This is a genomic window from Aeribacillus sp. SP014, assembly GCF_054055575.1.
The window spans coordinates 269,624-290,000 of sequence record NZ_JBSRXI010000001.1 but is presented as its reverse complement, the minus strand read 5'-3'; the positions used below and the strand labels follow the sequence as shown (position 1 = coordinate 290,000).

General features: G+C 35.7%; 19 protein-coding genes, 7 tRNA genes and 2 pseudogenes. 16 read left to right on the top strand and 12 right to left on the bottom strand.

Annotated features, from left to right (window positions below):
• Positions 1 to 213: 213 nt before the first annotated feature.
• The 8 genes and pseudogenes from ACVIJU_RS01570 to ACVIJU_RS01535 form a co-directional block, all read left to right on the top strand.
• Positions 214 to 289 (top strand) — tRNA-Lys (locus ACVIJU_RS01570).
• Between the two features lie 7 nt (positions 290 to 296).
• Positions 297 to 379 (top strand) — tRNA-Leu (locus tag ACVIJU_RS01565).
• Positions 380 to 385: 6 nt separating this feature from the next.
• Positions 386 to 457, top strand: a tRNA-Gly gene (locus tag ACVIJU_RS01560).
• A 7-nt stretch (positions 458 to 464) separates the two neighbouring features.
• Positions 465 to 553, top strand: a tRNA-Leu gene (locus ACVIJU_RS01555).
• A 5-nt stretch (positions 554 to 558) separates the two neighbouring features.
• A tRNA-Arg gene (locus ACVIJU_RS01550) sits at positions 559 to 635 on the top strand.
• Between the two features lie 4 nt (positions 636 to 639).
• Positions 640 to 716: transfer RNA gene (locus ACVIJU_RS01545), tRNA-Pro, on the top strand.
• A gap of 10 nt (positions 717 to 726) precedes the next feature.
• A tRNA-Ala gene (locus ACVIJU_RS01540) sits at positions 727 to 799 on the top strand.
• 59 nt (positions 800 to 858) lie between these two features.
• Positions 859 to 1,644, top strand: a pseudogene (locus tag ACVIJU_RS01535) (protein rep); the annotation flags it as partial.
• 259 nt (positions 1,645 to 1,903) lie between these two features.
• On the opposite strand, the gene ACVIJU_RS01530 reads toward ACVIJU_RS01535, so the two are convergent.
• Both ACVIJU_RS01530 and ACVIJU_RS01525 read right to left on the bottom strand, forming a co-directional pair.
• Positions 1,904 to 2,125: a hypothetical protein gene (locus ACVIJU_RS01530; RefSeq protein WP_063387107.1), complete on the bottom strand. Its 222-nt coding sequence runs from the start codon at positions 2,123 to 2,125 to the stop codon at positions 1,904 to 1,906.
• Positions 2,126 to 2,141: 16 nt separating this feature from the next.
• Positions 2,142 to 2,348, bottom strand: a complete 207-nt coding sequence (locus tag ACVIJU_RS01525; protein ID WP_162877038.1) for a hypothetical protein — start codon at positions 2,346 to 2,348, stop codon at positions 2,142 to 2,144.
• Between the two features lie 280 nt (positions 2,349 to 2,628).
• Here ACVIJU_RS01525 and ACVIJU_RS01520 point away from each other — a divergent pair.
• The 5 genes and pseudogenes from ACVIJU_RS01520 to ACVIJU_RS01500 all read left to right on the top strand — a co-directional run.
• Positions 2,629 to 2,979: pseudogene (locus ACVIJU_RS01520) on the top strand (protein rep); the annotation flags it as partial.
• Positions 2,980 to 3,468: 489 nt separating this feature from the next.
• Complete coding sequence (locus ACVIJU_RS01515) at positions 3,469 to 4,824, top strand: hypothetical protein (RefSeq protein ID WP_144597984.1); 1,356 nt, start codon at positions 3,469 to 3,471, stop codon at positions 4,822 to 4,824.
• Between the two features lie 12 nt (positions 4,825 to 4,836).
• A complete protein-coding gene (locus ACVIJU_RS01510; protein ID WP_063387110.1) occupies positions 4,837 to 5,520 on the top strand; it encodes an ATP-binding cassette domain-containing protein in 684 nt (227 codons plus the stop codon).
• 503 nt (positions 5,521 to 6,023) lie between these two features.
• A complete protein-coding gene (locus ACVIJU_RS01505; protein WP_456687186.1) occupies positions 6,024 to 6,551 on the top strand; it encodes a hypothetical protein in 528 nt (175 codons plus the stop codon).
• A 64-nt stretch (positions 6,552 to 6,615) separates the two neighbouring features.
• Entirely contained in the window at positions 6,616 to 7,068 is a 453-nt protein-coding gene (locus tag ACVIJU_RS01500) for a hypothetical protein (protein WP_456687185.1), read from the top strand.
• A 428-nt stretch (positions 7,069 to 7,496) separates the two neighbouring features.
• Here ACVIJU_RS01500 and ACVIJU_RS01495 read toward each other — a convergent pair whose 3' ends face one another.
• From ACVIJU_RS01495 to ACVIJU_RS01450, 10 genes are all read right to left on the bottom strand, one after another.
• A complete protein-coding gene (locus ACVIJU_RS01495; RefSeq protein WP_456687184.1) occupies positions 7,497 to 8,249 on the bottom strand; it encodes a prepilin peptidase in 753 nt (250 codons plus the stop codon).
• 18 nt (positions 8,250 to 8,267) lie between these two features.
• A complete protein-coding gene (locus tag ACVIJU_RS01490; protein WP_446651538.1) occupies positions 8,268 to 9,068 on the bottom strand; it encodes a hypothetical protein in 801 nt (266 codons plus the stop codon).
• Positions 9,061 to 9,663, bottom strand: coding sequence for a PilN domain-containing protein (locus ACVIJU_RS01485; RefSeq protein WP_456687183.1), 603 nt, complete (start codon positions 9,661 to 9,663; stop codon positions 9,061 to 9,063). Before ACVIJU_RS01485 ends, ACVIJU_RS01490 begins: the two co-directional genes overlap by 8 nt.
• Positions 9,664 to 10,659, bottom strand: a complete 996-nt coding sequence (gene pilM, locus ACVIJU_RS01480) for a type IV pilus biogenesis protein PilM (protein WP_456687182.1) — start codon at positions 10,657 to 10,659, stop codon at positions 9,664 to 9,666. It lies immediately after the preceding gene.
• A 118-nt stretch (positions 10,660 to 10,777) separates the two neighbouring features.
• Positions 10,778 to 11,224, bottom strand: coding sequence for a prepilin-type N-terminal cleavage/methylation domain-containing protein (locus tag ACVIJU_RS01475; protein ID WP_456687181.1), 447 nt, complete (start codon positions 11,222 to 11,224; stop codon positions 10,778 to 10,780).
• A gap of 186 nt (positions 11,225 to 11,410) precedes the next feature.
• Positions 11,411 to 12,616, bottom strand: coding sequence for a type II secretion system F family protein (locus ACVIJU_RS01470; RefSeq protein ID WP_066247885.1), 1,206 nt, complete (start codon positions 12,614 to 12,616; stop codon positions 11,411 to 11,413).
• The gene (locus ACVIJU_RS01465) at positions 12,603 to 13,655 is read right to left on the bottom strand and encodes a type IV pilus twitching motility protein PilT (RefSeq protein WP_117017145.1); all 1,053 of its coding nucleotides are present in this window, start codon (positions 13,653 to 13,655) and stop codon (positions 12,603 to 12,605) included. Before ACVIJU_RS01465 ends, ACVIJU_RS01470 begins: the two co-directional genes overlap by 14 nt.
• Positions 13,656 to 13,667: 12 nt before the next feature.
• A complete protein-coding gene (locus tag ACVIJU_RS01460) occupies positions 13,668 to 15,323 on the bottom strand; it encodes a GspE/PulE family protein (protein ID WP_117017144.1) in 1,656 nt (551 codons plus the stop codon).
• A 71-nt stretch (positions 15,324 to 15,394) separates the two neighbouring features.
• The gene (locus tag ACVIJU_RS01455) at positions 15,395 to 16,495 is read right to left on the bottom strand and encodes a G5 domain-containing protein (RefSeq protein WP_456687180.1); all 1,101 of its coding nucleotides are present in this window, start codon (positions 16,493 to 16,495) and stop codon (positions 15,395 to 15,397) included.
• Complete coding sequence (locus ACVIJU_RS01450) at positions 16,452 to 16,772, bottom strand: hypothetical protein (protein ID WP_456687179.1); 321 nt, start codon at positions 16,770 to 16,772, stop codon at positions 16,452 to 16,454. The genes ACVIJU_RS01455 and ACVIJU_RS01450 overlap by 44 nt, the downstream gene beginning before the upstream one ends.
• A gap of 676 nt (positions 16,773 to 17,448) precedes the next feature.
• Between ACVIJU_RS01450 and ACVIJU_RS01445 the strand changes: the two genes are divergently transcribed.
• From ACVIJU_RS01445 to ACVIJU_RS01435, 3 genes are read left to right on the top strand one after another with little or no spacing between them, the layout of a single operon-like run.
• Positions 17,449 to 17,916 (top strand): type IV pilus modification PilV family protein, encoded by a 468-nt coding sequence (locus ACVIJU_RS01445; RefSeq protein ID WP_162877035.1) that lies wholly within the window; start codon positions 17,449 to 17,451, stop codon positions 17,914 to 17,916.
• The gene (locus tag ACVIJU_RS01440) at positions 17,909 to 18,436 is read left to right on the top strand and encodes a hypothetical protein (protein WP_063387125.1); all 528 of its coding nucleotides are present in this window, start codon (positions 17,909 to 17,911) and stop codon (positions 18,434 to 18,436) included. The genes ACVIJU_RS01445 and ACVIJU_RS01440 overlap by 8 nt, the downstream gene beginning before the upstream one ends.
• Positions 18,417 to 20,171 carry a hypothetical protein gene (locus ACVIJU_RS01435; protein ID WP_063387126.1) on the top strand — a complete coding sequence of 585 codons (1,755 nt, stop codon included), beginning with the start codon at positions 18,417 to 18,419 and terminating at the stop codon, positions 20,169 to 20,171. Before ACVIJU_RS01440 ends, ACVIJU_RS01435 begins: the two co-directional genes overlap by 20 nt.
• The last annotated feature ends 206 nt before the right edge of the window (positions 20,172 to 20,377 follow it).

The following is a 20,377-nucleotide window of genomic DNA, read 5'->3' as shown; positions in this document are numbered from 1 at the left end:
ATGTCATTGATCGTTTTCCCAATAGTTAAGACAGAAGAGACAGCTGAAAAAATATTTTTGATTATGAGCCATTGCTCAGCAGGTAGTGCAACGAGCAAAGCCTCGTCGAATAAGCGGCGAGTTGTCCCGACGCATCCAACATCCTCGAAAAGACTGGCAGAGGAAGGGACATCTGACAAATGAAAAATGGATTAGGAGAAAAAAATTTTTTATGAGCCATTAGCTCAGTCGGTAGAGCATCTGACTTTTAATCAGAGGGTCGGAGGTTCGAATCCTCCATGGCTCACCATTTTGACGCGGGTGTGGCGGAATTGGCAGACGCACTAGAATCAGGATCTAGCGCCTTTATGGCGTGGGGGTTCAAGTCCCTCCACCCGCATCATATGCGGAAGTAGTTCAGTGGTAGAACACCACCTTGCCAAGGTGGGGGTCGCGGGTTCGAATCCCGTCTTCCGCTTTTCTCTGCCGGGGTGGCGGAATTGGCAGACGCACAGGACTTAAAATCCTGCGGTAGGTGACTACCGTACCGGTTCAAGTCCGGTCCTCGGCACCATATTGGCGCCCGTAGCTCAATTGGATAGAGCGTTTGACTACGGATCAAAAGGTTAGGGGTTCGACTCCTCTCGGGCGCGCCATATACGGGAAGTAGCTCAGCTTGGTAGAGCACATGGTTTGGGACCATGGGGTCGCAGGTTCGAATCCTGTCTTCCCGACCAGGAATTTAAAGGGGCCTTAGCTCAGCTGGGAGAGCGCCTGCTTTGCACGCAGGAGGTCAGCGGTTCGATCCCGCTAGGCTCCATCTAAATATTTATTTATACAACCAATTCCAATAATTCGCTGAACCTTAGGGAGATTCCTAAGGTTTTTTTATTGCCCATGAAAAATGGACATGCCTGGCGCAGGTCGTTAAAAATTGCATATCACAATAAATTGATTGTTGAGGAAGCCAATCGGCGATATCATTGTGCTTGGTTACTTCTCACACTGACAGTTCGGAATGTCGAGGGAGGAGAGCTTCGCCAAACGATTTCCGATATGATGAAGGGGTTTAATCGTTTAACGAAGTACAAGCGATTTGATGCAGCCGTCCTTGGGTATTTTCGAGCTTTAGAAATCACGAAAAATCATGAAGAACATACATATCATCCACATTTTCATGTGTTATTACCAGTAAAGAAAAGTTATTTCACAGGCAAGTTATATATTAGTCAAAAAGATTGGACAAGCCTTTGGAAAAAGGCAATGAAACTTGATTACACGCCGATTGTACATATACAGCGGGTCAAAGGGAAAACCAAGATTGATGCTGAACAGATCGAGAGTGAAGTGCGAGAGGCTATAGAGGAGCAAAAAGCTGTTTTGGAAATTTCAAAGTAACCTGTGAAGGATACAGATCTTGTCCGCGGCAACAAGGTGACTGAAGACAATTTGGATACGGTCTACTATCTGGACGACGCGCTGTCGGCTCGGCGACTAATCGGATATGGTGGCATTTTGAAGGAGATACATAAGGAAATGAATCTCGGGGATGCAGAGGACGGCGATCTGGTTAAGATTGAGGAAGAAGATGATGAGGTGGCAAACGCTGCATTTGAGGTTATGGCTTATTGGCATCCTGGCATAAAGAATTACATAATCAAGTAAGAAAAGCAGGCCTAGAGCCTGCTTTTCTTACTAAGGTAGATGTTTTTTTAACTTTTTGTCCCATCCTGTGAAGACCATTATTGCCGTTATTGGTAGCCCTAATGCCATAACAAAAATCAAAGATACATTTTCAGATGGACCTAAGATTAAATAAATCAATAACATTATAGCCGCGAGGCTAATATAACTTTTTAAAAATGCTATCAGTGAGTTTTTATTCATAATCTCGCCCCATTTTAAATTATTTTACAATCGTGTATTATATTTGTACTGAATAGGATGTATGGTAATTTTTATAATCAGTTATTGTTATTTTTAATCTCTTTCCTTTTTTTGCAGCATTTATAACTTCTTTTTTATAAAGAGAATTAGAACTCAGTTGTGTTGCTAATGCAGAAGCCCATCCAGCAACTCCACCCCATTTAGTAGCAATAGCTAAAATAACAATTTTTAGATTACTATTACCTTTTATTGCTTTCATATTATTAGCCAACTCTTTATTGAGCTTTGGATAAAGTATAAGACTCTACTACAACTCTCTTTTCTGCTGCATGAGCAACATTACTTGATTTATTAAATCCCAAAAAACTTGTTGATCCTAACAGAGGTGGGGCAACCAATATAATCTTCACTAAAAAACCAAATTTCTTCTTTTTCACAATCATAGCATTATCTCCTTTACTTTCACACTCTTTTTCAATCAAAAAACATCCTTTCCTGGAAGTATATGGGCCCATATACTACTACTATAAACAAATATAAGTCTTTTTGGAATACTTTGGATATGATTTAATTAGAATTAGTCGAAAATTAAGAAGGGTTTGAATTAAAGATAGGAAAAAACGTTTTACTTTTTATAACGTGTGGTTTTTTGGATTGATAATGTACAACATTAGAGAGCATACTTCCTTTGCTACAGCGACGATTATTTTAGCTGCTTTCATTGCTGTTTGTTTGATGCTTGAGGTGGTTTGGAAAAGATATAAAAAAGACTTAGAAGAATACGAGAAAGATTTTAAAAAAGCTATCAGAGAACAAAATGCTATTTTGGAAGTTTCTAAGTATCCAGTCAAAGATACGGATGTCATTAAAGGGAATAAGGTCACGGATGAAAATGTGGAAACCGTTTTGGTGTTAGACAACGCCTTGGCATATAAGCGATTAATCGGTTATGGTGGTTTGCTGAAACAGATCCACAAGGAATTGAATTTGGGAGATGCAGAAGATGGAGATTTAGTCTATATCTCCGAAAATGACGAAGTAGCAAACGGTGCTTTTGATGTGATTGGCAAGTGGCATATCGGTTTAAAAAATTATGTGATAAAGAGAGATTAATAGGGTGTAGAAAATTAGAGATACAGAAGATACGGGAGATGATTTTCGTATCTTTTTTTATTGCTCGGCGGGTCACTAGAGGGAAGAAGGTGACGCATGGCGGTTGTCAATTAAAATGTGCGGTAGCGGACCGAAGGGAGCATAAGGAGCACATTTTTTTGTGTTGCTTAACATAGTGCTTTGAAGCCGTTAGTATGATCCGAAAAGTGTATAGCGATGGGGGCAAACAAAACTATCGATATCGATCGAAACATAAAAAATGGGAGAATTTCTAATAAATCGCTAAATATGGTTGATTAATGGTATATTTGGTAATATTATTTAATTGATCAGATGAAGAGAAAGTGAGAGTTTAAATATGAGTTCAGCTACACAATGGCTCAGCAGCTTCATTATTTTTTAGTAAAAATTTAAGAAAATAGATAAACATCGCGAAATGAACATTGTTTCTAAATTTCGTTTTATGGTTTTATTGATGAGGTGCAGACTATGTCATATGTAAGAATTTTTTTTCTTATTGCAATCAATGCTTTAAGAGCATATCAAAGCAATTTGTATGAAAAATTTGAAAAAATTTTACCTGAATTTAAGTATCTGGCGAAATATTATATATACTTTTATGCAGCGTCAAATATTTTATTATTAGGGATTATTCTTTTACTAGACCCTTCTCAAAATGTACATATTCATCGTATATTAAATGACTATAAATGGGAAATTTTAATCGCAAAATATTTAATGGAATTATTTGTCATTATAAATTTGTTAAGATTTGAAGTTCCAAAAGGATTTAAAAAAGTTTATGGATTAATACCGTCTATTTTTTATGTAATCACTGCTAATTTTAAAAACGTTTATACATGGATACTGATACAGTTTATATATTATACATTTTTAGATAAACAACTTTTTTTGATCTTATTTATTTTAAGCTGTATAATCATTTATCTTTCTTTGTTTGCTAAAATATCAGAATTTCAATACATATTAAATATTTTAAAAATGGCTCGTCTCATGTTTGTAATATTGTTAAGTTATCAAATCATTCAAGAAGTATCGCAAAAAGCAGGTTTTAGCTTCGCGAGTGCAAGCAATAAAATCGAGGTTTTATTATTTTTATGGGTGGCTTTTCTATTAATTCTGTTAATATCTAACTATTTTTTATTAAGATATATTAAAGCTACTACACGAATTTTCCAGGAAAAACAATTAATCCATTATTTCAAACTATTTTTTATACCCTTCATATTTTTGACTTTGATACAGATCACATCCAGCTTGTTTGTTTTCATCAGCAATATCGAAGAATCACTGATAATCATATCCTATTTAATTTCATCTCTTTTTGTAAAAATCAAATTTATTGATTTTTTAACTATGGAAACTTATGGTTATTATTTGTTTTATTTAAAGTCTTTAGACAAAAAAATTCAATCTGAGTTTATGATGAATATTAACTTAAATAATTTCTTCTTATTATTGCCCGTTTTACTATTTCACCTCTGTTATCTCATTTTAAATCAGCAATATATTTATGCTTTCCTGCTGATGCTTGTATACATATTAGACATTAAGGCAGATGAACTAATCATTTTAATCACGAGAAAAATATTGAAGAAAAGTGAATTGCCTAATTTGTTTATACACACAAAAAAAGGTTTATCCAACGTATTATTAATAGCGTTTGTTCCCAGTGCCATTATTAGCATTCTTGTAAACAGTAGCAGCATAAAGAGCTCCAGCTTAGCTACAACGATGTTGCTGCTCGTTTCCGTCATACTATTTTGTGTGTCAATATTGGCGCATTATTGGAGGAAGAGCTTTTTTGACGAATTACATAAGTGAGGTAAAAAATAAATGTTAGAAATTAAAAATTTAACGTATAGCATAGGGGAGAAAAAAATTTTAGATCATATATCTTTTTCAATACCTGAAAATGAAGTGACAGCCATTGTCGGGCCAAATGGCGTGGGCAAAACTACAACCGTGCAAATATTGTCGAATATAATCAAAACGGAAAATGCTTCTGTTAAGAGCTTAAATCGTAATAAGAAAATCGTTTACTTGGATATTGAATATTTAGTTTTTGATGAATTGACAGCACAAGAGTTTCTCGAGTTACATTCACGAATTCATAATAAAAATAAAGAAGAGCTTGAAGAGCTATTAAACGAATTTGAAGTATTGAATATTAAAGAATTTTTACCGAACAAGTTAAAGGGTCTTTCCTTAGGGCAAAAGCAAAAATTGATTATATTAATGGGATTTATGTCCAATGCAGATATTTTAATATTTGATGAGCCATTTAACGGTTTAGATTATAAATCTGAAATGAATTTTAAAGAGCTGCTCAGAAAAAATAAGTTTAACTTCACAATTATCATCACTACCCATAATTTTCATGATATCGAAAGGTACACTAAGCAGTGCATTGTGATGGAAGATAGCAAAACGATTAAGCAGATTACAAACGTAAATACTCAAAGTTATAAAAAAAATATATTTCAGTATTTAGGTTTAGAACAGGAGCAGTATAGATGAATCGTCAGTTCGTCATAAAAAGGGAAGAGTTCATGAAAATTCCTCTGCTTATATTTGGTTTTTTATTGGCAGGATTCTTCTTTGGCGCATTATTAGAAGTCGATTTAAAAAGGGAAGCTCTCGATCTAAATTTTATTGATATTTTTTTCAATAACGCCTCAATCGGCATTATGTTAGTTCTGCTAACAAGTTTCATATCTTATCCGATTATTTTATATAATTCATTTTTTTTTAGGGTTAAACATATATTTTGGCATAGAGCTCTTTGGCGTATATAAAACTTTCATGACTTTAATTTTCCATACGCCGATAGAAATAGTAGGATGGATCATATGTATCATCGCTTCTAAAAGAATGAAAGATTTTTATAAAACTGTGTTAAAAAAAGAAATAAACAAAGAAAATATAAAGGCTGTTTGTATGTTATTGCTGACAATGATAGCTGTTTACTTTGTTGCAGCCATAGTGGAATATTATGCTTTTGAATTTCTGGGGGGACATAAATGGTTAAATTAAAAGCAAATGAAAAAATATTATTAATACTGTTTACGCTTTGGTATTTATTATCCATACAATTTATCAGTCAATACATGATCATGAATCAAGGCAGTGTAATCTATGAAAAGAACATTTTTAAAACGAAAGAAATCATGTTTGTATTCCTAAATTTTGTCATAATGATCTTTTCGATTGTTTTTCTTTTCTTTCAAGCTTTTATCTATCGATTTATCATACTATTATTTAAACCGCAGAAATATCCATCAATATTTTCAAGCTTTTTTTATTTAATTATTGGATATTTGCCATTTTCCATTACGATCATTATCACAAACTTTATTCATCAAGAGTATGTTTACAATATTTCAACGAATATATACGCAAAAATTTTCATAACGATTATTGTAAACGTAATATATATATTCATCATTGTTAAAAAAAATATCATCGATTCCAAGAAGGCGCTATTATTGTGTATGTTTTTAATCGTAATAAATGCTCTAGTTTTATTCATTAATTTCAATTCACTATAAAAAACGATTCAGAGGAACTTGGATAAAATTTTCTTCCTTCTTGAATATATGAGAGGATAGGAAAATGGTTAATGAAATAAAAATGTATTTTTCTCGTCACAAACCAATTTATGTTATTCTTGCTGCAATCATGATAGGATGCGGACTGCAATATTTCATACTTAGCAATGAGAATATGAAGTCTGTACAGGATGCTTTATCGGAAGAATCGGAGTCATTGATTTTCCAAAGCTTCTCTGTCGATATCATTGCCCTAATTGCCTTGCTATATTATATTTTTTGCTCTGCTGCTTCAATCATGAAAGATGGAGGTTTTGAAAAAAATAAAAGCACCTGTAAAATGATTTTACATAAAATATACGCTTCTTGTTTGTTCGTATTTATTTGCAACGGAATCATTGTATTATCGACTAGCATAATCGTTATCATACTTTATGGATTTCATCATGATATTTTTTATCATGCATTGTTATTACTTATTGCGAAGTCCTATACCGCAATTTTTTATGTAACATGATCTATGTTTTTGGCTGTTCTATTCAAAAGTATATGTTTATTTTTTCCATGCTTTTTGTTGTGGAGATTGCCAAAATTGCGGTTTTTGCATTTCTGCGTAAATTTGCTGTTTTTGATTACGTTATATTCAATCATTTAGATATTTCTTCTTATTTTCATTTGCCGTCTTCGGGAATTGATAAGGGATATAACATAGTATTTTCCATTGCCATATATTTAGCGTATATATTCCTTCTGCAAGCTTTGAGTGTTTATATATTCAACAAGAAAAGAGAGCGTGTAACCGATTAATTAACATTTATCGTTGTTATGGATGGCATTATCACCATTGTAAAGATTTTGAAAAGGCCGTTTAGCTCGCTAGGCTAGCTGTTAAAAATACTTTGGCTTCATATCAAAAGAAAAGTCAGACCTGTTCTCTTTTGTCCATTATATGATTAACTGAATATACCAATGGAAAATTTCCGTTTCATAAAAATATGAAAGCACGGCTCCAATACTTATGAAAGGTCCGAATGGTATCGCCGATTTACGGCTTAATTGTTTCGTGATGATGCCAAATAGACCGAATAATGCACCAATCAAGGTAGACAGGAAAAAAGCTAATAACACTCCTTTAAGACCTAAAGCATATCCTAAAACAGCAAATAGTTTAATATCTCCGCCTCCCATTCCGCCATTGCTTACAATGGCAATGATATAAAGAAGGACAAAACCGACAGTCATTCCAATTATCGAATCATACCAAGGATGAAGCGGAATCCAGGTCCGCAGGAGAACAAATAGAACGAAGAAAAAGATTAAAATTCGATTCGGAATCAATTTGTAAGATAAATCACTCACCGTAATAATGATCAGGAGTGAAACAAAGGGTAGTGCTACTAAAAGCTCCTTGCTAAATCCAATTTTGTAAAAACTAAAAACAAATAGTAAACCTGTAAACAGCTCCATCACTGGGTAAATAGCCGAAATCGGAACACGGCAGCTGCGGCATTTTCCTTTCTGAAGCACATATGAAAAGATGGGTATTAATTCATACCAAGATAAGAAATGGCCACAATGCGGGCAGTGCGACCTCGGCTGAACGATTGAGCGTTTTTTCGGGATGCGAAGACCGACAACATTAAAAAAAGACCCGAAAATGATTCCGATAACAAAGAAAAAAAGGTAAACGAAAACCATTGCCAAACTCCTCGTACATTAGTATTCAGGGCTGTTTTTATCATTTTGCGTTTTCTTATTTATTTCTGATGAGTTATTTTTATCTGTTGAATCAAAATAAAAGGTAGTTAATTGAATTTCCATCGTAATGGTTTGATTCGTTTCGTCCTCTAAAAGCTCCTTTTCCCCCGGTTTCGTAAATGAAAGGACGTCCACTCGGGTGATTCGCTCCAATTTTTCTATTTCTTGTAGGAATTGTAAAAAATGCTTGAAATCTGGTGAAACAACCGACAGATTAAAGGTTATTAGCTTCACGTTTTTATATTTTTCTTTCTCTGACGTTTCGTTGGAAGCTGATTGGTTTTCGCTTTGATTAGACGGAGCATCCGTATTTTCATTTTCAGATTGATTAGTTGCAGACTCCATTTCGGCTGATTTATTTTGCTCCTTATTTTCGTTCGTATCTGTTTTATTGTTTTCCTCCGATAATAATTCCGATTCAGACAGCGTTTGCTCATCCTGAAAGGAAATGTTCTGGATTTGGCTGCCGCTGACGTATTCCGCTTCCTGTAAATCAAGCAGCAGCTGGTCCATATTGCGGCTTAACGGCATTTTTTTCTCTAATTGAGCAGTATTTTCTTCCTTATCCGTTTTACTTTTATTTAATTGTGCTTCCAATTGCTTCATTTCCACTTCAAGCTGATTGGCATCTAACTGTGCAAGCGCAACATCGTCTTTCAAAGGCTTTACCGTATACATATACACAACGCCAATAAGCAAAAACAGTAAAACGATTAAACAATAAAAAAAGATTTTCCTTTCTTGGAGGAAATCACTCATCTTCTTCACCCCCGTTTTCGTCCTCTAACGCCGAAGAATGAGTCTCAAGAATAATATTCACATCATATCTCGGAATCTCCTTGAACATTTCTTCATCCACTTGTTCATCTGAAGCTTCTTCAAATGTGAAGTTTTTAATTTCTTTGATCCTTACATTTGTAAAAAGAGGGGAAGAGACGAGCTTTGAAACATAAGATGCGGCAACATCCAATGATTCGAATTGGGTTTGGATCGACAATTGTTTATTTTCATATTCATAATGGCTTAAATAGCTATGATTTGGCAGCAATTCCAGCAATTCTTCAATGAGATGTGAGGTAGGTGCGGTCAATTCCTCTGCTTTAGCGACCGCTTCTTCTAAGCTGCCTGATTGACCATTTTTTTGATTTTCTACTTGAGTTTCTAAAATTTCCTTATCCATTTTTAAATCTTCAATTCTCGTATCGGCCAGTTCTTTCTCATTTTTCGTATGAATATATTGATAAACAATGATCGATAAACAGATTAGCCAAATAACAAGAAAAGAGATAAAAATAATCAAAACCGTCGAACTTTGTCTTTCGGATTTCGGCAATAAATTTATTTCAGGGATCACTTAACTTCCTCCTTTCAAGGCAAGCCCCAAAGCAGGTATAAAATGACGTGGAACTTTATCAATTTTTTCAGGAGAAAGGTAAGCATCTAAAATCGTAACGGGAATTTGAAATTGATCTTCTATTTTTTTTCTAATCAAATCTAAGTTTGGAAAATCCCCTAACAGCATAATTTTCGATATAGCTTTTTGACCTTTATGAATGGAGTAGCGGTAAAAATTCATAATCCGCTCCAATTCCATTATTTGATCATCAATTAAACCTAAAAATTGCGCTTCATCTCCATGATACGTCCAGGTGAGCAGATCATCATCGTATTGGTAGCTTGTCCAATCGTTCATTTGAATATCTAAATCTTGAAATCTTAAAAATTCAGGCTGGTTCTCCGAAAAAATACTGATCATGATTGAGTTTAAATTCAACTCCAAAAATAAATATGCTTCAACTGTATTTTTTGTCATATATGTATATTGGAAATACCGATATACGCCGATGGAACGAATATCAGCAGCTACAGGCTTCAGTCCTGCATCAATCAAAATTTCCGTATATTTTCTCATTTCATCTTCTGGAACGGCAAAAAGAAGCCCTTCCCGTTCTTGTGTATCAGCCTTTCCAGGCAATGGAGATACATCGAAGATTGGATTGTCAAATGGAAGATAAAGTGTATGTCCTAATTCCATAATAAAGTGGCCGTTGATTTCTTTATCTTTTAAATGAGCAGGAAACTTTACCTTTCTCATAATGACAAGGGAATCAGGCGCATAAAACTGGACATTCCGCCTTTTGATTCCCCACTCTTTGACGGTCTCCTTCATAAAATGATAAAACTCCATCTCATCAAGAATTCGCCCATGCTCTAGCAGGCCGTTCGGTATAGACTTTTCTTTAAAATGTTTAATATTTGTTAAATCGCCGCCTGAATGATCCACCATCCGAAGCGCGTAATCATCGATGACTAAGTTGATTGTTTTTTTAGCCGAAAGAAAAGTGAGCATAGGCGAACCCTCCTGTGACCAAATATTTTTGCAAAGAGAAATACTTCAGTTTTTGATAAAAAGTAACAGGCAAATTATTATTATGTTTACATGTTCCAAGTTAAAACGAAAAAGATTTTTAATTATTTTCATTTCCTTTATTATTATTTTCATTTTTTTTATTATTATTTTCTTTTTCTTTATTTAAGAAAGCGCGTAATTTTCCTTCAGTAGCAGGATTACCAACATCACCTATATCATTTGCAGAATGCTTAGAAATTTCCCAATTAGTGCCGTTAAATGAAACTACAAAATCATCATCTGTATCAATATCAATATACTCTGCGAGTTTATCGGCAGTATAAGTTTGTGAACCAGAAGCATTATCTTTTGCGTATTTTAGCTTGGCAGCTGAAATAATATTTAATGCCTCTGATACAGTAGCCCGTTCTTTAGAATTGCCAATGACATTTGCGATAATCGGGATTGCAATAGCTAGTATGATTGCAATGATGATAATAACAGCCAATAGCTCAATTAATGTCATCCCTTTTTCTTTTTTGAGAAGTTTTACATGTTTTCTCATTTCATATTCCTCCTTTGTTTTTAGTTTTCCTAAATTAACTTTCATAAAGCAAAACGGCAAGCGCTTGTCATGTTCCCGTAAACTTTATTAACTCGATTTCTTGACCACCTCCTAAAGGAATTTTTTGGAATCTAGTACAATACGTTTCTTTAGACATGCTTTAATGCTGCAAGCTTTGTCATCTATTTACATTTGCTGATAAATGCTAAACATAGGAATCATAATGGCAAGAACAATCGTCCCAATGACAAAGGCTAAAATGACGATCATAATTGGTTCGATCAGCGATTTCAAAATTTCAACGCTGCGGTCAACTTCCGCTTCATAGAAATCAGCTATTTTGGTTAACATGAAATCTAATGAACCAGTCTCTTCGCCGATCGCCGTCATATGGGTGACGAGCGGCGGGATTACCCAGCTTTTTCTAAACGGCTCGGATAAGCGGTCTCCTTTTTCTAAACTATCACGTGCGTCCAACACGACTTTTCCAATGACTGGATTGTTGACAACCCGCTCGACAATAGTTAAAGCTTGTAAAATTGGCACTGAACTAGAAAAAAGGGATGATAATGTCCGCGTCATTCTTGCAATAGCTGATTTTTGCAGCAATTTGCCGAAAACAGGCATTTTTAACAAAATAACATGGACAGCGTAATAAAAGGTTTTATTGCTCTTCATTAACAAGCTGAAAGCAAGAATCGCTGCTAATAAGACGAGAAGTACAATCCACCAAAAGTTTTGAACTACATGGCTTGCGCCAACTACGAATTTCGTAATGGCAGGCAGTTCGCTGTCAAATTGGGCAAAAATTTCGGTGAATTTAGGCACAATCGTTAGCATCAGAAACACAACAACTGCAATGATGATAATGATTAATGTGATTGGATAAGCAAGAGTTGATTGAATTTTTTTCTTCAAATCGTATTGCTTTTCAAAATAAGCCGCCAGCCTGTCCAATGTTTCGTCCAAACTCCCGCTGGCTTCCCCGGCGCGAACCATATTGACAAAAATGGCCGGAAAAATTTTCGGATATTTGCTCACCGCATCTGAAAAAGCATTTCCTGTCCGCAATTCCGTTTCAATCTCAGCCAATACTTTGGCCAATGCTTTGCTTTCCGTCTGCTTTGATAAAATATTCGTTGAATCTACAATAGAAACTCCTGCACGGATCAGTGTTGCAAATTGCCGGCAATAAATGACAAAATGCTGGTTTTTCACAGGTCTGCCAATCGATACTTCCTTATAGATCAAGCCTTTTGCTTCATTGATCTCACGGGGGCTTATTCCTTGTTCTCTTAATTTTGCTATCGCATTTGTTTTATTTAGTGCATCAATCGTACCTTTCTTTAGCTGTCCTGTTTTCGTACGACCGACATATTTATAGATAGCCATTTTCATCACCTTTATTGATATATGGCATGGCGCTTTCGTAAGAAATTTTTCCTGAGCTTAATAAGCTTTGAACGGACATTTCCAATGTATGCATTCCTTGAGCTCTATTCGTTTGCAAAACATTGTGGATTTGATGAATTTTTTCATTGCGAATCAAGTTTGAAATGGAAGGATTATTAATTAAAATCTCCGTTGCAACCGTTCGCCCGGATCCGTCCTTTAGCGGGAAAAGGCGCTGTGAAATGATTCCTTGCAAAACGTTTGCTACTTGAAGGCGAATTTGCCTTTGCTGATGGGGCGGGAACACATCTATGATCCGGTCGATCGTCTGAGCTGCACTGCTTGTGTGCAATGTGGCCAGCACTAAATGGCCTGTTTCAGCAGCAGTAATAGCTGTCGATATCGTCTCAAGATCCCGCATTTCCCCCACTAAAATAATATCCGGGTCTTGCCTTAAGGATGCGCGCAGTCCGTTTGCAAAGCTTTTTGTATCTGAACCAATTTCCCGCTGATTGATAATGGATCGCTTATGGGAATGAATATATTCTATTGGATCTTCTAATGTAATAATATGTTTGGAATAGTTTCGATTAATATAATCGATCATCGCTGCCAATGTCGTTGACTTACCTGAACCGGTTGGTCCCGTGACGAGAATTAACCCTTGGGGCTTTTCCATCAATTTCTCGACAATGGAAGGTATTTTAAGCTCTGCGATCGTTGGGATCTTCGTCGGTATGACCCGGATCGCGACACTTATATGATTGCGTTGGCGAAAAGCGTTTAATCGAAACCGTGAAATTCCCTCTAATTCATAGTTAAAATCAAGCTCGCCCTGCTGCTCGAACGTATCCCACATCGTCTCCGGAATAAGCTCTTTTGCCATTCTTTCCGTGTCGTTTTTAGACAATGAATGGTCTCCGTAAGGCTTTAGCTCGCCGTTTATGCGAAAAACCGGAGGAGAGTCGACAATTAAATGGAGGTCTGAAGCATGATCAGTAAAAGCTTTTTTAAGTAAATCTGATATATTGTATGACATGAAGCCCACCTCCTACTCGAGGACAGCGACGCGTAAAATTTCTTCTGTTGTCGTTAATCCCTCTTTTACTTTCAGCAAACCGTCATCGATTAAAAATTTTAATCCTTTTTCCCGTACAAAATTTTGCAAATAAGAAGTTGACGTATTATTCATGATGAGTTCACGAATCTCCGCATCGATCGGCAATACCTCTTGAATGGCTAGGCGCCCGCGGTAGCCGGTCATGTTGCAGCTCGGACAGCCTTTGCCTTTTGCAACCGTCTCGATTTCAAGGCCTCTATTCGCAAAAATTTCTTTTTCTCTTTCAGTCGGGCGGACGATTTCGCGGCAATCCCGGCACACTCGTCGAACTAAACGCTGGGCTACAATGCCAATGATTGAAGACGATATGAGATACGGTTCAATGCCCATATCGATTAATCTCGTTAAAGCAGCAACTGCACTATTCGTATGTAGAGTACTTAATACTAAATGACCTGTAAGTGACGCCCGAATGGCAATTTGTGCTGTTTCTGTATCACGAATTTCGCCGATCATAATAATATCCGGGTCCTGGCGCAAAATCGAGCGAAGCCCATTGGCGAATGTCAGGCCGATATCTTCATTTACTTGAATTTGATTGACTCCTTCGATCTGGTATTCGACAGGATCTTCAACCGTGATGATATTTACATCCTCTGAATTTAACTGATTTAAAGCTGCATACAATGTCGACGACTTTCCGGATCCTGTAGGTCCAGTGATTAATATTATTCCATTTGGCTGCTTTAGCATAGTAATAAATTTTTCCAAATTTTCATCTGTAAAACCGATTTTTTCCACACTGTTTAATACATTGCTTAAATCAAGAATCCGCATCACGACTTTTTCGCCAAAAATTGTCGGCAGCGTGGCGACACGAATATCCACCGGTTTAAAATTAATCGTTGTTTTAATTCGGCCGTCCTGCGGCAATCTATTTTCTGTAATATTTAAGTTTGCCATAATTTTAATCCGGGCAATGATGACATTTTGCATATGTTTTGGCAGTGACCGCTCTAAACGTAAAATGCCGTCGACCCGGTAGCGGACCTTTACGTCCGTTTCTTGCGGGTCAAAGTGGATATCACTGGCACGCTGGGCAAGACCGTTGGCAATGATTTGGTTGACAAGACGAACAACAGGAGAATCTTCATCCGTTACTTTTGCTTCATCCATTGAATCCTTTGGTGAAAGATCACTCATGATCTCTTCCATCGATTCTTGAAGATCATAATATTTTGTGATCGTTCGATATAATTCATCTTTTGTCGCAATAGCGGGTTCAATATGGCATCCTGTTGCCATTCTCAATTCTTCTATAGCGAAATAGTCCATCGGATCCGCCATTGCAACAAAAAGTTTATTTTTATCTTTTCGGATTGGCATCACATAATGCCTTTTTGCCAGCTCTTTTGGAATTAATTGAAGAACATCTTGATCAATTGGATATTGATAAATATTGATATGCGGTATTCCTAATTGGAATTCCAATACTTCAATCAGCTGCTGCTCGGTAATAAAGCCTTCTCTCAGCAGGGCATCCCCTAATTTTTCATCCGGTAACTTATTTTTTAATGTTTGGTTTAATTGTTCATTTGTAATGAGTCCAGCTTCTAAAAGCAAGTCTCCTAAACGTTTTCTGGACAATTTCCGTTCACCTCCAAAGATGCTGGCTTTATCGAATTCATTCAGATTTTTTCCGCTAACGGGCGTTGCCCTTATTTCACATATTCCGGCTCTTCCTCCACACTTTCCTCCATTAATTGCTTTTCAAATTCCTCTTCGTCTTGAAAACGGTCTTGCCCCATGCTTTCAGTCCCGTCGGTACCATTGTCCGTATTTATATCCTTTTGCTTCGTTTGGTCCGTATTTGTTGAATGATCAGGATTTGCATTACTAGGATCCGCTTGGCTATTATTCGTATTTGTTTGGTCATTTTCGCTATTCGCATTATTATTTTGATTTTCAGAAGAAGGTAATGCTAATAAAATGATTTCAGGTACAGGCAAGTAAAAATCAGTGCTAATCAACTCACGGGAAAGCTCCGCGCCGTTTTCGGCTACTGACACTCGGTATACTTCCACTCGCTGACCATTTACACCGTTTTGTATAACGCGCTTGCAGCATGGCTGTAAATCCTTTTTATAACGATAAATGGTGCGATAATGAATATCTTCTTTATTTTCAATTTTGTATTGATATTTTGTTTTTTGAGGTGCGGACAAGATCGCCATTTTCAATTTTGACCCGTTTTTTTCAGCTTGAATTGTGTATATATAAGGTCCAGGATTTGAAACGACGAAATCTTTATCATCTGTTTGACTGACTTTTGCTTCAATCCCTGCTTTTGAATAGACCGGAATCACTCGCTGCGAATGGCGCTCAATAATCTCTACATTTGTTTGCAGGAGCAAAGAATACAGCATAGAAACGACGAAATTTCCATCATCCTCCCTAAAATAACTCACCTCATTTGCCACTTGCTGCAAAAACGAAAATGAATTTCCAGGTGTTATCTTTTTTCCATTTAATTCTTCTACTAACTCATCTAAAAAGATATAGTCTTTCGGAATATTCCAGCTTGCTTCAGCAATTACATCATTTTGTTCGTTTGCTTCTGTTAAAACCGCTTGAATGTTATGTTCTCCTAAATAAGAGGCCGTTGTTTCAACGTTGTTTATCGTTTTGACTTTATCAATATGGTTCGGCCATTCTGAAAGTTCTTCATCCGTTATATTCACTTTTACAACCAACGGCAGATCAACTGATTTTTTTTTAATAAAGAAGGCATACCACGGTGTTTTTGTTTTTTCGAGCAATTGATCCATCGTTTGATTTCAGATCATACTGAATATCTTCAGATGGAATGGTTAATATTTCCGTGGGTGATTCAATCGTCATATCACTTTGATTTTTCCACTCATTGATCTTATCTGATAAAATGTCTTTAGCTTCATCAACAGTCATTCCACCGACATCAATTCCTCCGACTGTAGAACCATCAGGAATTGTAAAGGCAGCGTTTGCGATATGGGGAGTTCCGAAACTAATGGTCGCAGCTGATATAACGATTATGAAAGAAAAAAACAAAGCCATTAACCTTTTCATCCTGCTCATAAAGAACCTGCCTTTCTATGTATCATTTGTCTGATCAAGCTTAGAAGACTGAAACCGGCAAATAAATATATATTACTAAGGTTGACTTTTCATTTCAATGCCAATATTCGGGATCTTTTAGAAGCGCGGTTGATTGCGCAAGGCTCCAGTTCCTTAGAGCTTGTTTCTTCATCGTATGAGTAAAAGAAGAAGTACAATTGATTTGTCTAATTCAGCCTGTAAAAATATAAAATTTTACAAAATAGGTAAAAAATACAGCTTTATTTAGTTAAAAAGACCTATTTTGGAGTAAAATGAAAGCAACGAAGATAAAATATTTTGTATAATAATAGCAAAATTACAGCAATTCATCCACAATAAAATGTAAAAATTTGAATAAATAGTAAAAATATTGTTTTCTTTTAGTCTAAAAGGCTTTATTTTGAAGTAAAATAAAAGTAATAAATAATGTATTTTTGTATAATCATAGCAAATTTTGGAGAGAAAAATTTTTACGGATTTAGTAAAAATGTTCCATATACTTACATTCTATTATTATGATTCGTTTAAGACAATGGTTTTTTAGTCAAAAAGTCCAATTTCAGAGGATATAGTTCCAATTCACTACAGCCATTGCGACTATTACTTAATATTTAAAAAAATGGGTGAATATTCTATGAAAATGAAGATTGTGAAGAAAATGGACGGGTTTACACTTGTGGAGATACTAATTTCTCTCGTCATTCTTTCCATCATTATTTTGGCATTTCTTAATCTTTTTGTTTTTACTAATAAAACAACTGTAGTAAACAATGATCAATTAGTGGCAATTCATCTGGCGAAATCAACAATGGAAAGAATTAAGATGAATCCTTTTTCTTATATTGATGAACCAGATAATGATCGCTTTAATCAGCCGCAAGTTTATACTTCTGACAGCTGCTCGAACCGTCCAGATCCCGATGAATGTGAACTTTTGTTTTCTCCGCTTATAAATAATAAAACGTATGAAGTTCAAGTAACGGTCAGTCAAACTGCTGATGAAAAAAAGATTCGATTATTGAATGTACTTGTTGAAGTGAATTTAAAAAATTCAAAAACACCCATTTCTTCAAAGGTTGAAGGGTATGTGAGCTATGAGTAAAAAAATCATATCCTCTAATAAAGGAATTACGTTAGTAGAAGTTCTTTCAGTGGTTTTATTGGGGTCTGTTATCGGACTGATCGCTTACTCCGTTCTTTTTAGCGGATTAAAAACATATGACCGTGCGATGGAAGAAGCAGCCTTGCGCGATGAAGCAGATTATATACTCGCCCATTTAATTGATGAGTTGTTTGTGTTAAAGGTTAGTGAGATTCAGGAGCGGAAATTGCCGGATGCGGGAGGTAACTACTTTTTAATTAAAAATGACGGCAGCAAAATTGGTTTTGATCATGAACATTCACGCGTAGTGATTAATAACAAAGAATTGTCGTTAACAAACAAAAATATCGTGCTTTCTCGCGAATCCAAATTGATAGAAACGGAACGAGAAGATGTGTTTGAAATTTTGTTAGTTTTACAATCTACTAAAACACAGCAAACAATGGAACTGAAAAGTATTGTGAACATTATTGATGATCGAAAAGGAGTGCAAAATAATAATGAAAATCATAATGAATGAAAAAGGATACTCCTTAATCTTAACCATGTTGATCTTTTTACTATTTACAGTCTTGTCTGTTTCCGTTTTGACAGTGGCTTTATCTGGGGTGAAAAGAAATCAAACAAGCGAGGATTATGTTCAAGCTCGTGAATTAGCGAATAAAGGAATTGAGCATATTACGAGTCAGATTCAAAGTGATTTGAAAAATGAACTCGGAGAAGAAGGAATTACCCGCAGCGAGTTTATAACGAAATTAAATACGATTTTAAATCGCTATAAAGACGAGGTAAATAGTGTTCACAATACTGGCGCAACTGGTGAATATCGAGTATATATACGAAATATAGAAAATGTAATAGAAAATGGTGAAGAAAACCCGCTAAAGAAGAAGATAACCTTTTTAAGCAGAGGATTTGTTGATGGCAAGGAAAAAACGGTTATTTCAGAAGTTGAAATTGGTGCACAATCTGTTTTGGAGACGTTACATTATGCGCTCGGTGCCAACAAATTATGTAAAACTCCAAATACCTGTATACCTGGTGAAGGAAATTTGTTTTTGCACGGCGGGGTTTCAATCACAGGGGATATGAAGGTAGACGGGAATTTAATCATAACGAACCGCGGATATGCATATTTAAGTGGTGAGAAATGGATTGCGTCCGTTTACCCGAGCATTTTGCCGGCACAAGGAAAAGCAAATGCAAATTTACTACTTGGCGGAAATATTTTTACCTTTAATCATACCCCTCCATATGGACAACATATTACAACTTCTAATTTTGGAAGTTCTTATACAAAGCTAACAGATCGTATTGATGATGCTTTTTACAATCGGCAAGCCCCGGTTATTGTAAAAAGGCAGCCGATCCGTGATGACATTCAAATTCCTGCACAAAAATCAGTTTTTTATTATAAACATAATTCTCCTGGTGTAACGATCATAAAAGCTAATAATGAACTAATCTCAAACCAAAATTGGCCTAATGACAAAGTTTATGCGAGTCATGATGAATGTATTTTAATAAGGTGTGAGAAATACGATGGAGATTACACATTTACTGGGAATAATCTTTTTAAAAGCTTTGCCACTGCAGGTTCATTAACAATTCGCAATTCAAATAATCAATTCAGACAGACCACCTTTAAGGAGGGAGCCTATATAGAGAAAGATTTAACAATTGGCAACGGATCTAATTCGTACAACCCAAATAATTATGACAAAATTCGGGTGGACGGCCCCATATTTGTGAACGGTGATCTGACGATTAGAGGGGCTGATGCGGAATTTAATTCAATTATGTATGTAATGGGGGATGTGACGATTGAATATTCGCGCATCAATGGATTAGGTCAAAACGGTTCATTAATTATTTTTGCAAAAGGAAATATAAACATTAGAAATAATAGCGTTAACCAGGATGAACCTAGTAATATTAAAGGGTTTTTCTATTCAGAACAAGCATTAGAAATGTTTGGAGTTGGTTCAAATATTCGTATAGAAGGAGGAATATCAGCGAGGCGCATTGTTTTAAATGCGATAAGAGGGCGTGCTAGTAATCGATATTTTGAGGGAGCACAAAGGATTACGAATAACGATTATTTTGAAGGTGCACAAAACCAAATAGGCAAGCTTTCTAGGCTGCAAATTATTTATGATCCGGAAATTATCAATACGTATGCAGATATAAAGTCTAGAGAGCCCGTTATTAAAAACTTAGATCCGCCTAAAATTATTAATCGTGACATAGAATAAATACCTTTCATCTTATTTTTTTGCCGATATGACCACCGCCTCTCGTGTATAGCGAAGGCGGTGGAGGAATCGGCTTCTTTTTTAGCTTTTTGTGATGTTTTTCCGTTGCAATACTTTCCGTTATGATCATAAAATGAAAAATTAAGAAATGACAGTCTAAAAGCCAATTTTTCGAGAAAATTGTCGAAAGCCGAAATGGATATTTT